Origin of the sequence: Bacillus sp. JNUCC-21, from assembly GCF_041222765.1 — a bacterium.
Classification (GTDB): domain Bacteria; phylum Bacillota; class Bacilli; order Bacillales; family Bacillaceae; genus Bacillus; species Bacillus velezensis.
The window spans coordinates 1,052,503-1,067,144 of sequence record NZ_CP166019.1; the positions used below are offsets into that span (position 1 = coordinate 1,052,503).

The 14,642-nt window shown below is 49.1% G+C and carries 16 protein-coding genes; 6 read left to right on the forward strand and 10 right to left on the reverse strand.

Going from position 1 to position 14,642, the window contains the following annotated elements:
* Positions 1-30: 30 nt before the first annotated feature.
* The 3 genes from JNUCC21_RS05445 to JNUCC21_RS05455 all read right to left on the reverse strand — a co-directional run bounded on the left by JNUCC21_RS05445 (position 31) and on the right by JNUCC21_RS05455 (position 906).
* Complete coding sequence (locus JNUCC21_RS05445; protein ID WP_007409164.1) at positions 31-267, reverse strand: spore germination protein GerPB; 237 nt, start codon at positions 265-267, stop codon at positions 31-33.
* 12 nt (positions 268-279) lie between these two features.
* Positions 280-501 carry a spore germination protein gene (locus tag JNUCC21_RS05450; RefSeq protein ID WP_003155135.1) on the reverse strand — a complete coding sequence of 74 codons (222 nt, stop codon included), beginning with the start codon at positions 499-501 and terminating at the stop codon, positions 280-282.
* A 189-nt stretch (positions 502-690) separates the two neighbouring features.
* Positions 691-906: an aspartyl-phosphate phosphatase Spo0E family protein gene (locus JNUCC21_RS05455; RefSeq protein WP_007409163.1), complete on the reverse strand. Its 216-nt coding sequence runs from the start codon at positions 904-906 to the stop codon at positions 691-693.
* Between the two features lie 217 nt (positions 907-1,123).
* Between JNUCC21_RS05455 and JNUCC21_RS05460 the strand changes: the two genes are divergently transcribed.
* Together JNUCC21_RS05460 and JNUCC21_RS05465 are read left to right on the forward strand one after the other, a co-directional pair.
* On the forward strand, positions 1,124-2,029 hold the full coding sequence (locus tag JNUCC21_RS05460; RefSeq protein ID WP_031378473.1) for a fumarylacetoacetate hydrolase family protein: 906 nt from the start codon (positions 1,124-1,126) through the stop codon (positions 2,027-2,029).
* A gap of 93 nt (positions 2,030-2,122) precedes the next feature.
* Complete coding sequence (locus JNUCC21_RS05465; protein WP_007409161.1) at positions 2,123-2,479, forward strand: YisL family protein; 357 nt, start codon at positions 2,123-2,125, stop codon at positions 2,477-2,479.
* A gap of 265 nt (positions 2,480-2,744) precedes the next feature.
* Here JNUCC21_RS05465 and JNUCC21_RS05470 read toward each other — a convergent pair whose 3' ends face one another.
* Positions 2,745-3,287, reverse strand: coding sequence for a DUF2777 family protein (locus JNUCC21_RS05470; RefSeq protein ID WP_043021380.1), 543 nt, complete (start codon positions 3,285-3,287; stop codon positions 2,745-2,747).
* Positions 3,288-3,462: 175 nt separating this feature from the next.
* On the opposite strand from JNUCC21_RS05470, the gene asnB reads away from it, so the two are divergent.
* Positions 3,463-5,304: an asparagine synthase (glutamine-hydrolyzing) gene (gene asnB, locus JNUCC21_RS05475; RefSeq protein WP_369878665.1), complete on the forward strand. Its 1,842-nt coding sequence runs from the start codon at positions 3,463-3,465 to the stop codon at positions 5,302-5,304.
* An 85-nt stretch (positions 5,305-5,389) separates the two neighbouring features.
* A complete protein-coding gene (locus tag JNUCC21_RS05480) occupies positions 5,390-6,130 on the forward strand; it encodes a squalene/phytoene synthase family protein (RefSeq protein WP_025284536.1) in 741 nt (246 codons plus the stop codon).
* 35 nt (positions 6,131-6,165) lie between these two features.
* On the opposite strand, the gene JNUCC21_RS05485 is transcribed toward JNUCC21_RS05480, so the two are convergent.
* Positions 6,166-7,533, reverse strand: a complete 1,368-nt coding sequence (locus tag JNUCC21_RS05485) for an MATE family efflux transporter (RefSeq protein ID WP_003155121.1) — start codon at positions 7,531-7,533, stop codon at positions 6,166-6,168.
* Between the two features lie 122 nt (positions 7,534-7,655).
* Here JNUCC21_RS05485 and JNUCC21_RS05490 point away from each other — a divergent pair, with 122 nt between their 5' ends.
* Positions 7,656-8,519 (forward strand): AraC family transcriptional regulator, encoded by an 864-nt coding sequence (locus tag JNUCC21_RS05490; RefSeq protein WP_072588969.1) that lies wholly within the window; start codon positions 7,656-7,658, stop codon positions 8,517-8,519.
* 155 nt (positions 8,520-8,674) lie between these two features.
* Here the strand turns inward: JNUCC21_RS05490 and JNUCC21_RS05495 are convergent, their stop codons facing one another.
* Positions 8,675-9,157, reverse strand: a complete 483-nt coding sequence (locus JNUCC21_RS05495) for a DinB family protein (protein WP_369878666.1) — start codon at positions 9,155-9,157, stop codon at positions 8,675-8,677.
* 53 nt (positions 9,158-9,210) lie between these two features.
* On the reverse strand, positions 9,211-9,819 hold the full coding sequence (locus tag JNUCC21_RS05500; RefSeq protein ID WP_043021316.1) for a LysE/ArgO family amino acid transporter: 609 nt from the start codon (positions 9,817-9,819) through the stop codon (positions 9,211-9,213).
* Positions 9,820-9,944: 125 nt separating this feature from the next.
* On the opposite strand from JNUCC21_RS05500, the gene JNUCC21_RS05505 reads away from it, so the two are divergent.
* Positions 9,945-11,387 (forward strand): PLP-dependent aminotransferase family protein, encoded by a 1,443-nt coding sequence (locus JNUCC21_RS05505; protein ID WP_150941110.1) that lies wholly within the window; start codon positions 9,945-9,947, stop codon positions 11,385-11,387.
* Positions 11,388-11,394: 7 nt separating this feature from the next.
* Here the strand turns inward: JNUCC21_RS05505 and JNUCC21_RS05510 are convergent, their stop codons facing one another.
* The 3 genes from JNUCC21_RS05510 to JNUCC21_RS05520 form a co-directional block, all read right to left on the reverse strand.
* Complete coding sequence (locus JNUCC21_RS05510; protein WP_072588971.1) at positions 11,395-12,021, reverse strand: pentapeptide repeat-containing protein; 627 nt, start codon at positions 12,019-12,021, stop codon at positions 11,395-11,397.
* A gap of 197 nt (positions 12,022-12,218) precedes the next feature.
* Entirely contained in the window at positions 12,219-12,659 is a 441-nt protein-coding gene (locus JNUCC21_RS05515; protein WP_007409151.1) for a GNAT family N-acetyltransferase, read from the reverse strand.
* Between the two features lie 82 nt (positions 12,660-12,741).
* Complete coding sequence (locus JNUCC21_RS05520; RefSeq protein ID WP_369878667.1) at positions 12,742-14,583, reverse strand: bifunctional homocysteine S-methyltransferase/methylenetetrahydrofolate reductase; 1,842 nt, start codon at positions 14,581-14,583, stop codon at positions 12,742-12,744.
* Positions 14,584-14,642: the final 59 nt, after the last annotated feature.

The window sequence follows — 14,642 nt, forward strand, 5'->3', positions numbered from 1 at the left end:
TCACCTCGCGTCTCGTTTCCTTCATTAAAACTACCGGCTTGGCGGCTGGAGCGGTACAAATGATGAGGTGCCGGGACCTCCCCCTGTTGTTACAGTCTGCTGCCCCGCGGTGACAGGCGGCGCCGGCTCAACATAACTCCCTGTGTTGTACAGATTGGAAAGAGATTTAATTGAACCGGCGCTTCCGATTTGCAGTATGGAGGAATTGCTGACAGATTCTACACGCATGTAATTGATATGGATCGACTGATTGACGTAAAAATTCATACGGCGCCTCCTTTATGCGTTTCCTGCCATCGGCTGATCGATTACATCATTATCGTACACATTCGTTGAATTCCTGTAATTCGTCAGTGTGAGATTGTCTCCGGTATTGAAGCTGCCCGCTCCGGCAAATGTCTTAACCTCTGCTTTTGGAGAAATGGTGATGCAGTCGCCTATATGAACGACTCCGCTCGTACCGACGGCATTAATTTTAAACGCTCCGACAATTGCGGGCATACGAGCACATCCTTTTCGTGAAGATTTTCATGACTGCACTCCAGGAGCTTATCTGGGCTGCCTGCCTAAAATAGCTTATGACAAATGCACATTTTTGTGAGCGGAAAAAACTTTAGACGTAAAAACACCGGCGCTTTACGCATGCCGGGTCTTATACATAAATGATACAGATTTATATACATATCACGTTTATGAGAAAGCCTCTTTTTTTCCTGCGGTGCGGCCGTGCTCAATCTGTGCGGCCGGGTTCAGCCCGCTGTCTTTCGTTTGTTGGATGAGCCCGCCCCGGCACCCGTTTAAAAGGCTGTCCAGCTCCTGGCTGCACCTGATGGTCTCCGTTGCATTGATTCCGAATTTTTGCGCTGTCTCGAATAAAGTTAATCTTTTTTCTTCAATTTTGTTCATCGTGTGATCTCCAATTCTCGATTATTTTGGAAAACATAGGATGACAATAGTATAACCCATTTTGGCCAAGAAGGTTTTATTTCGTCAATATGACTAAAAAAGTGACAATTTTTGATACTCTTTTACACTTATTTTCAGCCTGTTTAAAAGAGGAATTTCCCGCCCGGAGGAAGAATACATAAAGGAATGCCAGATTTAAAAATGATGGGGGATTAACATGAAATTTGCGACAGGGGAACTGAACAGCCGAACATTTGTCGGTCTGATCATTGATGATGACAAAATCTTAGATCTGCAAAAGGCTGAAAAAAAATTGTTTGAACTTGAGACGATTCCGGGTTCGCTGATCGAGTGCATTCAAAAAGGAGATAAGTTTGTCGCGCATGCCGGACAGCTTGCGGAATGGGCGAAAAAACCGAATGACGAGTCGGGTTCATTTATGTATGCGCTGTCTGACGTAAAGCTTTGCGCGCCTATTCCGAGACCTTCAAAGAACGTGATCTGCATCGGGAAAAATTATCGTGATCATGCTGTTGAAATGGGGAGTGAGGCTGATATACCGGAGCATCCCATGGTTTTTACGAAAGCCCCCGCTGCCGTTACAGGACACGGAGAAACAGTGGACAGCCACTTGGACGTAACAGAGCAGCTTGATTATGAAGGGGAGCTTGCGGTAATCATATCAAAAAGCGGATCGCACATCTCGAAAGAACATGCGCTTGATCATATATTCGGCTATACAATTGTAAATGATATAACAGCGCGCGATCTGCAGAAGAAACATAAACAGTTTTTTATCGGCAAAAGCCTCGATACGACATGCCCGATGGGCCCGGTCATTGTACATAAGTCGGCCGTCAGTGATCCGCAAAGCCTTAAAGTTGAAACGCGGGTGAACGGAGAACTGCGCCAATCAGGATCAACGGGTGACATGATTTTTCCGATAGCTGAATTAATCGAAACGCTGTCAAAAGGAATGACGCTTGAAGCTGGTGACATTATAGCGACGGGGACGCCGTCCGGTGTCGGAAAAGGGTTTAAGCCGCCGAAATTTTTAAAGCCGGGGGACCGCATTGACATTACAATTGAACCGATCGGCACGCTGTCGAACCAAATCGGATAATTGTGTGTCTTTCGCACGATTGATAATGCTCCGATCGGCTTGTTGTGGTACCATAAGTGAGGCAGATTGATCTGATAGGGGGAATTGAACATAATGACACATTGGCATATTACTTCATGGGTCGTTGCGCTTATCCTGGTATTTGTCAGCTACGGGCTGTACGGTTCCGGAAAAGCGAAGGGCGCAAAAATTACGCATATGATTCTGCGCTTATTCTACATTATTATTATTCTGACCGGAGCTGAGCTTTTTGTCCGTTTTGCGAATTGGAACGGAGAGTACGCCGGAAAAATGCTGCTCGGCATCATTACCATCGGACTGATGGAAATGCTCGTCATCCGCAAGAAAAAAGGCAAATCAACCGGCGGACTGTGGATCGGTTTTATTATCGTGCTCGTCCTGACAGTGCTGCTCGGCCTTCACTTGCCGATCGGCTTTCACGTATTTTAATCAATCGCTTGAAAAACCCGGATGCATCCGGGTTTTTTTAGTTGCGCATACATTCTGCGCAACTGTGCCGCTGAATGAGAAATGCCGTGACAGGGGGATGTTGATGAGGCGAAGGAGATTTGCAGGATGCCAAAAGCGTCAATCACTCTTGCTACCGCAAAAGCTGCGGCTGTGAAGGGTCAAAGCAAACGCCGGGCGTCAATCAGCGTGAAAAACAAAGCTAAATACATCAGGCGGCACCTATTTAAAAGGTGCCGCCTGTTTGTTACGCGGTGCCGTCTTGTCTTGCCGCTGAATACATAATGGAGCGCCGCCCGTCAGATGCCGTCCATTCAAATCTGTCGTGTTTGCCCGAGCTGCCGCGGTGATGCTGCAGGGCGCATTGTGCTTCATCCGCCGAGAAGTGATAAAACGAAACGCCTTCACCGGAAAACAGCGCCTGATTGTAGGAAAATACGCAATCATATACAGACAGGCCGAACCCGTGAAGATGGCTGAGAAACAGCAGAAACGTTTCATCGTCCAGCGAATCGAGCAAGGTTAACAGCGGCCGTTTGACCGCCTTTTCATAACGGATTTCTTCCCCGCCGAGCAGGGGGATGGTGTCTGCGCCGATTTCGGCCGCACCGCCGCAAATCCGTGCCGGCTGCCATCTGCCGCCGCGTTTCATCAATACGTCTGCGTTTCCTAGACTGTCTGCCAGCAGGATATCGCCTTCATCGTTTTCGACGAGGCAGATGCCGTCCTCTATCATCAGGGTGCCGCGACCCCATTTGTTTTTTTCTGAGAAAAGCTGTTTTCGTTTCATAACCGTGCCGGTCTCCTTTGTTTGTTTCTTCTCTTCCGTTCTTTCCAAATCGGGCTTGTCTCATACAACTCTTAGTGGGACAAATCAACTATCTGCGTTTCTTTGCATAAACTGGGTAAAGTGCTGATAGAAACGAATTTGATACCGACAGAAACGGGATTGGAGCTGATATCACATGTGTGGAATTGCGGGTTGGGTCAATTTTCAAAAGCAGCTCGTCCAAGAGAAACATATTATGAACAATATGATAGACACTCTTTCAAAACGAGGACCTGATGATTCAAACGTCTGGGGAGAGCCCCATGTTTTATTCGGACATAAAAGACTTTCGGTCGTTGACATTGAAGGCGGCCGCCAGCCGATGGCCTGCACGCATCAGGAGGAAACGTACACCATCATTTATAATGGCGAGCTGTATAACACGGAGGAATTGCGGAAGGAGCTTCAGGCGAGGGGCCACCGTTTTGAGAGGACCTCTGATACAGAAGTGCTGCTGCACAGCTATATTGAGTGGCGGGAGGAGTGCGTGGACCGCTTGAACGGTATTTTCGCTTTTGCCATCTGGGATGAAAAGCGCAAGCGGCTGTTCGGGGCAAGAGACCGGCTCGGCGTCAAACCGTTTTTTTATAAAGAACACGGCTCTTCCTTTCTGTTTGGGTCGGAATTGAAAGCCATTCTTGCTCATCCTGATGTGAAAGCCCGCACAGACAGCGGCGGACTTGCGGAAGTATTCGGACTCGGGCCGTCCAGAACTCCGGGCTGCGGGGTGTTTAAAGGAATTCACGAGGTGCGTCCCGCCCATGCGTTCACTTTCTCAAAGGACGGTTTGTCCATATGGCGTTATTGGAATGTAAAGAGCGAAAAGCATACAGACAGCTTCGATGAAACAGCGGCTCACATTCGGTACTTATTTCAGGATGCAGTGACACGCCAGCTCGTATCTGACGTGCCGGTTTGCACGTTTTTATCAGGGGGGCTTGATTCGAGCGCGATAACCGCGATAGCCGCCGCTCATTTTGAGAAACAAGGCAGAGATCCCCTTCATACTTATTCAATTGATTATGAGGAGAACAGCAAATTTTTTAAAGCGAGCGCCTTTCAGCCGAATGATGACGGCCCGTGGATCGATAAAATGACAAATGCATTCGGCACACAGCATCATAAGTGCGTGATTACGCAGGATCAGCTGGTTGAACATCTGGAGGAATCCGTTCTCGTCAGAGACCTGCCGGGCATGGCTGATGTTGATTCCTCGCTATTATGGTTCTGCCGGGAAATTAAAAAAGATTTTGTCGTGAGCCTTTCCGGAGAATGCGCGGACGAAATTTTCGGCGGATATCCGTGGTTTCACACCGCGGCAGAAGAAGACGGATTTCCTTGGATGAGGTCGACTGAGGAGAGGGTCACGCTCTTGGATGAAAAGTGGCAAAAACGGCTGAATCTTAGAGAATACGTGAATGCGAGATATGAAGAAACCATTGCGGAAACGCCGCTGTTAGACGGTGAGACGGGAACAGATAAAGCGAGACGGCAGCTGTTCTACTTAAATATGCTTTGGTTTATGACAAATCTGCTCGACCGCAAAGACCGCATGAGCATGGGCGCAAGTCTTGAAGTACGGGTGCCGTTCGCCGACCACAGACTTGTGGAATACGTTTGGAATATTCCTTGGGAAATGAAAATGCATGGCAGCCGGGAAAAAGGCATATTGCGAAAAGCGCTTGAAGGACTGCTTCCTGAAGATATTTTGTACCGCAAAAAAAGCCCTTATCCGAAAACGCATCACCCGAAATACACGCAGGGGGTCACAGAATGGCTGAAAACGATTTTACAACAGAAAGATTCCGTGCTTCACACCCTGCTTGACAGAAAGAAGCTGGAAATGCTGCTGGAGACAGAAGGTTCATCTTTTCAGGTTCCGTGGTTCGGCCAGCTGATGAAAGGCCCGCAGCTGATCGCCCATCTTGCCCAGATCCATACATGGTTTGAGGCGTACCGTATCGATATAGAAGAATAACAGTGCCGCGACCGGTTTCCGCTGAAGGATATCGGTCTTTTTATTGTGAAACATATGGTACACTAAAAAACAGAGGAGTGATACCATGACCGAATACGAAACATGCGCCCAGCTTGCCGAGGCGCACTTTCCTTTATATAAACGGACTTTCTCATCCCTGCCGCCAAAAAACAGGCGGGCCGCATGGGCGGTGCTTGCTTTGTTTCACGAAGCTGACCGGCTTGATGTGCAGGAACTTGGAGGATTTGAACAGGCGGCACAAGACTTTCTGAACGGGTCCCGCGCCGACGGCTTTTTGTGGGAGGCGCTCGCCGATGTGCGGCAGCAATTTGCGCTTGAAGAAGAGCCGTTACGTGAGTTTATCGCCGGCCAAATCTCTGACAGAGAAAAAGTAACGTATCAAGAGTTTGATGACCTGCTGATGTATGCGGGCCAAACAGGCGGAGCCCTCGGCCTGCTGCTGCTGCCGGTTTGTGCGCGCCGGAACCAAGAGAAACTCCGCCATGCAGCCGTTTCATTAGGAGCAGCCATTCAGCTGACCCGGGTGCTTCTGGAGGTCCATACGGACGAGCGGGCGAAAAAGCGTCTCCCGCGCCAGGTGATGAAGCAATTCGGCTATACGGAAGAAGAACTGGAGAGCCATACCGTCAACAAAGCTTTTATGAATGTATGGGAGTACATCGCATTCGAGGCCGAGGCGTATTTCGAGGAGGCGTCTGAAGAGCTGGAGCTGTTTCCGTTATACTCAAGGCCCGCCGTTACCGGCTTGCTCACACATTACCGGTCAGAGCTCGGTGACATGAGACAACGGCTTTCACAAGCATAAAAAAACGCCCAGCTTCATAACGAAGCTTCGGGCGTTTATGCAATCCCTTTTTGAATCCAAATCCGCGACCGCCATCTTCTGTACATAAGAATGCCTCTGACCCATTCATCTGCGATAAATGAAATCCAGATGCCCATAAGCCCTAATCCGAAATGAATGCCGAACAGATAAGCGAGCGGCAGTCCGATACCCCACATGGAAATCATCGCCATGTAGACGGGAAATTTTGCATCTCCGGCAGCCCGCAGCGAGTTGATGATAATGACATTGAATGAACGGCCGGGCTCAAGAATGATCGTCATGGCGATCAGCATGCTCGCCGTCGCAATAATGTCAGGGCTGCTTGTGAAAATTCCGATCAGCTGCTTTGAAAACAAAGTCATGATCACGGATGTCAAAGCGGCAATGCCAAGCGCCCAGTACAGACTTTTCATGCAGCGGTCATAAGCGTCGTCAAACCGTTTGGCGCCGATATATCTGCCGATCAAAATCTGTGTGCCCTGGCTGATCGCCGTTCCGAACAGCAGGATAAACATGGTGATGTTTTGTGTATAAACCTTTGTTGTAAGCGCCTGAGCGCCCATAATGGCGATAAAATAAGTGACAACCATTTGCGAAATGTTGTAAGACAGCTGTTCGCCGGCAGACGGAATCCCGATTTTCAGGAGTTTCCGCAAGTGCTCTTTATGGACGTGAAAAATCTTTTGCCATGTCAGACCGAGTCCGATGCGTTTTTTGACGATCACAATCATCGCGATCAGCCCGATGATCCGCGCGAAGGACGTTGACATCGCAACACCGGCGACGCCTAACACCGGAAGGCCGAGCGGCCCGAAAATGACAAGAAAGTTTCCGGCAATATTTAAAATATTCATCCCGATCGTAACGAACATCGTATCCTTCGTATGACCGTAGCTTTTTAAAATGGCGCTGAACGTCATAATCAAAGCCTGAATGAAGGACAGCCCGCCGACCACCTGCAAAAAGACTTTGGCATCCGGCATCAATTCATTGGAAAGACCCATCACATGAAGCAGCGGAACGGCCGCAAAAAATATGGCGGCGCTGATGGCGAGACTGATGACAAAGTTCGCTCCTATTGATACATAAGCCACTTCCTGCGCCTCTTTTTTCTGTTTAGATCCTAAAAACTGTGAAATCACAATTGTCGTACCCGTTGCGATAAAGCTGAACATCACGATAATTAAATTTAAAATCTGATTGCTGACACCCACGGCCGCCACACTGTTGTCAGAGTATTGGCTAAGCATAAGAGTGTCGGCGTTTCCCATAAACATATATAATGAAACCTCAATAAATATCGGCCAAGTCAGCGCGTATAATGAGAGTTTGTGATCAGAGGATTGTTTGAACGCAGCCCGTTTTAAAATCGCTTGTTTCATTTCTTTTAACCCCTTTCCTGACAAAATCAACGTTTAAAAGTGTACCTCCATTTTCTTATAATAAAAAGGGAGAGAAACGAAACTTCTTGCAAAAATCCGACTTAAAAAGGAGGGCCGAAAATATGTCCTTTCTCGAGTTCACAGTTCCTCCGTTCCCGGTCTTTATCGCTGCGGGAGAAGGAGTATTCAAAAAAGGCGAAACCCATGTGAGACGGGTCTTCCCGGTGTTTGATCTGCTGTATGTGAAAGAAGGCGTCCTCTACATTACAGAAGACGAAAACGCCTTTTCCGTTGAAGCCGGAGAATATATTCTGCTTTCTCCCGGGCTTGAACATTACGGGACAAAAGGCAGTGAAGAAACGACATCCTATTCGTGGCTTCATTTTGAGGGAGCGGATTATGAGATGGCGGAAACAACCGGGAACAATTGGTCGGAGCTGAGGCGAAAAAAAGGGAGCTTTGAAGAGCCGTCCCGCTACCGCCTGTCCCTGCCGCAAAAAGGGAAGGTGAGACGCCCGCAGTTTATGGCCGGGCAATTCAGTGTGCTGACAGATGACAGCGCCGAGAATTCCGACCTGCCGCTCAGAAAGCAGATTCTGTTTGAAGAGCTGCTGCTCCATCTTCAGAAGGAAGCGTTCCAAATCCCGTCCGCAAAGGAAAGAGTCGCATGGGAGGCCGCCCGGTACCTGCAGGAGCACTACAAGGAGAAAACAACCATCAAAGCGCTTTCATCGGCTCTTCATTACAACCAAGACTACGTGACCCGCTGTATGCAGCAGGTGCTCGGCGTCACGCCCGGCCAGTATACGAACAAAGTCAGAATGACGGAGGCGAAACGTCTTTTGTCCGCAACCAATGACAAAATGGGGGTGATAGCGGACGCCATCGGTATGGAGGACCCAACCTATTTTTCCAAACTGTTTAAACAGATTGAAGGCATTTCGCCGCTTGAATACCGCAAATTCGTAAGCCGGAAAACGGACTGACCTAAAACCAGAGAACAAAAGAGGGATCGGTAAGCATGAAAATGACAATTTACGATGTGGCCGAAAAAGCGGGCGTCTCCGGCTATATCGGATTATGATAGATTCGAAGTAAAAAAGCAAAGGCCCGGGAGGCCTTTGCTTTTTTATGATTCGTATCAGAAAAAAATGTAGTCAGTCGGCACGCCTTTATAGCCCATTTGGTGAAGCATCGCGGTGATATTGCCGCGATGGTATGTGCCGTGATTCACAACATGCCGGATCACATCGGCATATGTCGTCTGAAGCGTCCCCAGGCGCGGATGAGAAATAGAGATCGGACCTTCCGGGTTCTCCATTTCTTTTAAAAATTCGCTGAATTCTTTGTCCAGTTCAGTCATTCTATGTTCAATCGCCTCAAAATCTCCGTCAAGCTTTTCAAATTGATCAAACTGCGAGACGATTTGTTCGAAAGTTTCTCCGTAAAGCACGTGAAGCCAAATGTAATCAGCCCGGTATATATGCACAAGCACGGCGTTCACAGTCGGAAAAACACTTTTCAGTTTCTGCTGTAAGCTGACCGCGGGCAGCGTCTTCAGATGCTGAATAACTTGCTCATTTGCCCATCTGTGGTAGTGATACAGCTTTAAAATGTCTGACATTCCAATTCCCCCTCTTCTTCCGGTACATTCAACATGGCCTGGCCGAATTCCTTTTATCGAAACAAAAGCGCCGCAAAATAAAAAGCAGCACCCCACATCACCAATGCCGAGCATTTATTCAGGATGCCGAGGAGCCGGCCTCCTGTATCCGCCGTTTGAACGAGCCGTCCCGCGAATGCCAGTCCGGCGAACCATACCCAGGAAACCGCGATACAAGCACCGGCAAACAGCCATTTATCAATTCCCGGATAGGCGGCGGAGCTTGTGCCGATGACACTGACGGTATCCAAAATCGCATGCGGGTTCAAAAGGGATACCATGACGGCCGTGACCGCCTGTTTTTTTGCCGTGAAAACCGTTTTTCTCGCCTGTTCGGCCTGCGGTTTGCTTCTCCAAGTCTGCCAGCCTAAAAAACTGAGAAACAAAAAGCCGCCTATAAGCATGACGGTCTGAAAAACGGGAATCTCTGCAATAATCATTGACACGCCTGCGACGGCCGCGCTGATGAGAATCGTATCGCATACCGCGGCGGCAATCACTGCGGGAAATGCCTGCCACACATGTTTTTGCCAGGCTCCCTGGTGAAAAATAAACACGTTTTGCGCGCCCAATGGCAAAATAAGGCCGAAAGCGAGCATCACTCCGTGAAGAATGGCATTCATTTCGTAAAACCCTCCAATCGTCAACTAAATCTCATTGTAGCCGCACTGTGTGCTGATGTCTCCGGCCATTTGGCTGGTACTTGAACCAGCCAAATGTATAATAAATAAAGAAGGAGGGATGACGTATGAACAGCTGGCGTCCGGATCGGGAGTCGCACATACCGCTTTATCTCCAGATCGAACAGCATATAAAAGAAAAAATACTTCATGGCGAATGGACCATCGGCACGAAAATTCCCTCACAAAGAAAGCTCGCCGAGGAGCTTCAGGTCAACCGAAGCACAGTGACGGCAGCAGTTGATGAGTTAATCGCCCAAGGTCTTCTGGAAGGAAAAAGAGGGGGAGGCACAAAGGTCGTCAACAATACGTGGAGCATCATGGCAGCGGCTAAGCCCCTTGATTGGAGCACATACGTTACATCGGGGAGTCATCAGCCGAATTCATCCTTGATTCAGGCCATTAATCAAAACGAGCCGCGTCCGGATCTGATCAGGCTGGGGACGGGTGAACTGAGTCAAGAGCTGCTGCCTGAGCAGGAGATGGCCGAACTGTTCCGTGAAGCGGGAACTAACATTTTTGCGCTCGGCTATGAAGAACCGAAAGGCAGCCTGCAGCTTCGGCAAAGCGTCGCGGAACATTTGAAAACAAAGGGGATTCACGCGTCCCCAACATCCATCGTAATCGTCTCAGGCGCGCTGCAGGCGCTTCAGCTCATTTCAATCGGGCTGTTAAAGCCAAACTCCGTCATGCTGACTGAAAACCCGTCGTATCTCCATTCTCTGCGTGTGTTTCAATCAGCGGGCGTCAGGCTTAAGGGAGTGCCGATGGATGGGAGCGGAATGAAAACGGATCATCTTCCCGCTTACCGGCGGCAATACGAAGCAGGGCTGCTGTACACCATTCCGTCATTCCATAATCCGACCGGAACGGTAATGTCACTTAAGCGGCGGAAGGAACTCATCGCGCTCGCAAGAAATCACCGTCTGCCTGTCATTGAAGATGACGCATACGGTGATTTATGGATCGATAAAGAACCGCCGCCTCCGTTAAAATCGATGGACGGTGAGGGGAATGTACTGTATATCGGCACGCTGTCAAAAACCGTAAGCCCGGGTCTGCGCATCGGATGGGTCGTCGCCCCTGAGCCGGTTGCAGACAGGCTCGCCGATATTAAAATGCAGACGGATTACGGCTCCAGTGCTTTATCTCAATGGGCGGCATGTCAATGGCTGTCAAGCGGCCGCTATGAAGCGCGCCTTTTGCGTCTCAGAAAGGAACTTAAAATCAGAAGAGATGCGGCATTGCGTTCTCTTGAAAGATACGCGGGAGATATTGCGGAGTGGCGTGTGCCGGAGGGGGGCTTTTATATTTGGGTCACTTTTCATCAAGCAATCGCCGTTCAGACGCTTTTCACCCGTGCCTTGGAGGCCGGCGTGCTGATCAATCCGGGAGCTCTTTATCTTCCCGAAGACCGGCAAAGCCTGCGTCTTTCCTATTCATACGCATCCTTACCGGACTTGGAAAAAGGCATTCAAACGATAGAGGACATCGCCCGCCGTTTCGTTTAATAAAAGATCACGTCACAATGGCTCCGAGCGCTTCTGCGAATGTAACGGCATGCGCCGGAGAGATGCGGCATCCTTTCAGCTTCTCAAGTGAGACGTGCAGGTGATCAAATGTGCACGTGCTGATATCCATATTAAAAAGAGACGTGCCGATGAAGTTTGCGCCGTTCAAATCACAGGCGTCAAGATCTGTGTATTCAAGAACGGCATCATTCCACTCGCTTTCTGTAAGAGCGCACGTGTCAAACCGGACATGCTTCATATTGGAATAGCTGAAGGAGCTGTAATTTGCGAGGCAGTCTTCAAACCGTACATGACGCATGGCGGAATCCGCCAGATTCAAGCCGAGAAGTTTTGAATGCTGAAACGCCGTTCTATGGATGATGCTTCTGCTGAAATCAGCGTTTGAGACATCACATTTGTCAAACAGGACATCCGTACATTCCATATGTCTGAAAGAGACATCCGTAAAAACGGTGTTTCTGAAAATGACTTTTTCGGCGCGCAGGCCGTCCAGTTTGCTGTTTACGACGGCGTTTTCTATGACGACTTCTTTTATGAGGTCGTCCTGAAGCGCTTCTGTGAAAGAAAGCACCGGCAATTCTTTCGGGATTTTTGGTTTTTGGATCGTATTCATCTCATACTTCCTTTTCTAAACATAATAGCTGAATCGGCAATTGACAGATATCGTTTTCTGCCTGCCATCCTTGCTGTTGCGTAATGTACAAAGGGTATTAAAAAAGCGGGAGGGCGTCAATAGTACCGCATATAAAAGCAGACGTGACATTCAGGGTAATGCCCTTAGAGACATGTCCCCAAGGGCATTTGTCTGTTTCAGGCGAGTTCTTTATACATGATCACATGCGGGCCGATGCCGGGTATGTCAAAGGGGCTGCCCGTGCTTTTCCAGCCGAGCTTTTCGTAATATCCCTTTACGTGACATCTGGCGTTGCACCAGACAAGCGCCGCCCCCATATCTGCCAGTTTTCGTTCTGCATAGGCGATTAACGTGCTTCCCGCTTTTTGCGTCCGGTATTCCTCAAGCGTCGCCATGCCGCGCAGCTGGTAGGCGGGCGCTGCCTGTAACGCCTGCTGGTTCTGCGGGTAGAAAGAAGCGATGCTGATCAATGTCCCGTCGTAAAAACCTCCGAGATGAAAGGCTCCTTTGACGCTGTCCTGATCATATTTACAATCCTCAATCGTCTGATGGGGGCGCAGCACGCTGTGTCTGATCGCGTACGTGTCTTCTGCGGTGATGGGTTTTACTTCAACCATGAAAAAATCCTCCTTTGCTTGATTCTTTTTCTGTATCGTACCATGAAAAAGCCGCCTGTCATATCAGGCGGCCTCTTCCGCGTCAATGCAAATATACATCAGCCCGCTTTTCATCCTTTTGCTTAATATAAGCTGCAAGCTCTGACGTCAAATCAGAACGGAGAAACGGGGTGATTAAATAAATTCCGTTAAACAGTTCGCACGCCGTGTCGAGAAGCGACTTGGCGATGGCGAGGCCTTCAGCTTTCTGCTTTCGCTTGTCTTCGCCGGCGAGCGCCATTTTTTCGCGGATGCTGTCTGACAGCTTAATGCCCGGGATTTCATGATGAATGAACTCTGCGTTGCGGCTGCTCGTTAACGGCATGATTCCGATATACACAGGTGTTTTGAGATGTTTCGTTTCATGATGAATGTCAATGAGCTGCTGCTCCGAGTAGACAGGCTGGGACACGAAGTAGTCAGCTCCGCACTCGATTTTTTTCTCCAGCCGTTTTACTGCTTTATCAAGGTGGCGGACATTCGGATTAAATGCTCCGGCTACGGAAAAGTTCGTTTTCTTGCCGAGCGGTTTCCCTGATAAAGAAATGCCCTCGTTGAATTGTTTAATCAGCCTGATCAAGTCAAAGGACGTTAAATCATAGACGGAGGTAGCCCCCGGAAAGTCGCCGATTTTTGAAGGATCGCCCGTGATGGCTAAAATGTCGGTGAGCCCGAGCGTATCCAGCCCCATTAAATGTGACTGAAGGCCGATGATGTTGCGGTCTCTGCATGTAATGTGGACGAGAGAACGGATATCAAGGCGCTCTTTCAGCAATGAACCGCAGGCGGCATTGCTGATCCGCGGTGTCGCCAATGAATTGTCGGCGAGCGTCAGCGCTTCTATGCCGGTTTCTTTTAATTCAGCCGCCGCTTGCAGAAATTTGTCAAAATTCAATTTTTTCGGCGGATCAAGCTCTACGATAATTGACCGTTTTTGAGCGGCGATTTCGTTTAAACCCGGCTCGGTCCGTTCGTTGCGGACTGAGATGACTTCTTCTTCCCGTCTGATTTTCACTTCTTTATCAGTGACAGGAGAAAGTCCGCGGACCGCTTCAGCCATGGCTCTGATATGGTTTGGCGTCGTACCGCAGCAGCCGCCGATAATGCGCGCGCCCTGAGTGCGGAACTGTACGGCGCTCTCCCGGAAATAGGCATCGTCCGTATCATAAACAAGCCGGCCTTCTTCTAAAGACGGAAGGCTGCTGTTCGGATAGACCGATAAATAAGCGTCACGGAAAATCGGCACTTCGGTGAGCGCTTCAATCATGTGGTACGGGCCGAGCCGGCAATTGATTCCCGTTATGTCAGCGCCGAGATCGGCAATTGACCTGAGGGCTTCCCGAAGCGGCGTTCCGTCCTGCAGCACGCCCTGTTCGTGCATGGATACGTTCAGCATAATCGGAAGTTCCGTTTCTTTTCTCGCGATCTTCAGCACTTCACGCGCCTCTTCTAAATCATAGTATGTTTCCAGAAGCAGACCGTCCGGCTCTTCGTGCAGCAATAAATAAAGCTGCTCCCGAAAGCTGCGTTTAATCTCCTCCAGGCTGTAGGCGTTTTTGTTAAAGGTGCGGATGCCGCCCATCGTTCCCAATACATAAGCGCCGTCTGAGGAAGCGCGCGCGATTCTGACCGCCTCCTGATTGATTTTTTTCGTTTCATCCTCAAGTCCGTATCTTGAGAGCTTAATAAAATTCGCGCCGTACGTATTTGTCTGGATGATGTCTGCCCCGGCTTCCACGTAAGCCTTATGTATCCGCTTGATTTCTCCGGGCTTTGATACGTTCAGTTCCTCAAAACATCTGTCAATGCCGTAGGAATAGAGGAGAGTGCCCATCGCGCCGTCACCGATTAAAATCCGTTCTTTTAAGTCTTGTAATAGTCCCATTGTTTGCCTCCTTCGTCACATTCAGCAAGGAAAAAAGAGAAATAAAAAAAGTCTTCTTA

Bases quoted from the DNA above. Each gene is read 5' to 3' on its own strand.
- JNUCC21_RS05465 (WP_007409161.1), top strand. From the start codon at position 2,123: ATGACACATTGGCATATTACTTCATGGGTCGTTGCGCTTATCCTGGTA.
- JNUCC21_RS05485 (WP_003155121.1), bottom strand. From the start codon at position 7,533: ATGAAACAAGCGATTTTAAAACGGGCTGCGTTCAAACAATCCTCTGAT.
- JNUCC21_RS05455 (WP_007409163.1), bottom strand. From the start codon at position 906: ATGAACAAAATTGAAGAAAAAAGATTAACTTTATTCGAGACAGCGCAA.
- JNUCC21_RS05445 (WP_007409164.1), bottom strand. From the start codon at position 267: ATGAATTTTTACGTCAATCAGTCGATCCATATCAATTACATGCGTGTA.
- JNUCC21_RS05515 (WP_007409151.1), bottom strand. From the start codon at position 12,659: ATGGTTGAAGTAAAACCCATCACCGCAGAAGACACGTACGCGATCAGA.
- JNUCC21_RS05505 (WP_150941110.1), top strand. From the start codon at position 9,945: ATGAACAGCTGGCGTCCGGATCGGGAGTCGCACATACCGCTTTATCTC.
- JNUCC21_RS05495 (WP_369878666.1), bottom strand. From the start codon at position 9,157: ATGTCAGACATTTTAAAGCTGTATCACTACCACAGATGGGCAAATGAG.
- JNUCC21_RS05510 (WP_072588971.1), bottom strand. From the start codon at position 12,021: ATGAATACGATCCAAAAACCAAAAATCCCGAAAGAATTGCCGGTGCTT.
- JNUCC21_RS05520 (WP_369878667.1), bottom strand. From the start codon at position 14,583: ATGGGACTATTACAAGACTTAAAAGAACGGATTTTAATCGGTGACGGC.
- JNUCC21_RS05460 (WP_031378473.1), top strand. From the start codon at position 1,124: ATGAAATTTGCGACAGGGGAACTGAACAGCCGAACATTTGTCGGTCTG.
- JNUCC21_RS05480 (WP_025284536.1), top strand. From the start codon at position 5,390: ATGACCGAATACGAAACATGCGCCCAGCTTGCCGAGGCGCACTTTCCT.
- JNUCC21_RS05500 (WP_043021316.1), bottom strand. From the start codon at position 9,819: ATGAATGCCATTCTTCACGGAGTGATGCTCGCTTTCGGCCTTATTTTG.
- JNUCC21_RS05470 (WP_043021380.1), bottom strand. From the start codon at position 3,287: ATGAAACGAAAACAGCTTTTCTCAGAAAAAAACAAATGGGGTCGCGGC.
- JNUCC21_RS05490 (WP_072588969.1), top strand. From the start codon at position 7,656: ATGTCCTTTCTCGAGTTCACAGTTCCTCCGTTCCCGGTCTTTATCGCT.
- asnB (WP_369878665.1), top strand. From the start codon at position 3,463: ATGTGTGGAATTGCGGGTTGGGTCAATTTTCAAAAGCAGCTCGTCCAA.
- JNUCC21_RS05450 (WP_003155135.1), bottom strand. From the start codon at position 501: ATGCCCGCAATTGTCGGAGCGTTTAAAATTAATGCCGTCGGTACGAGC.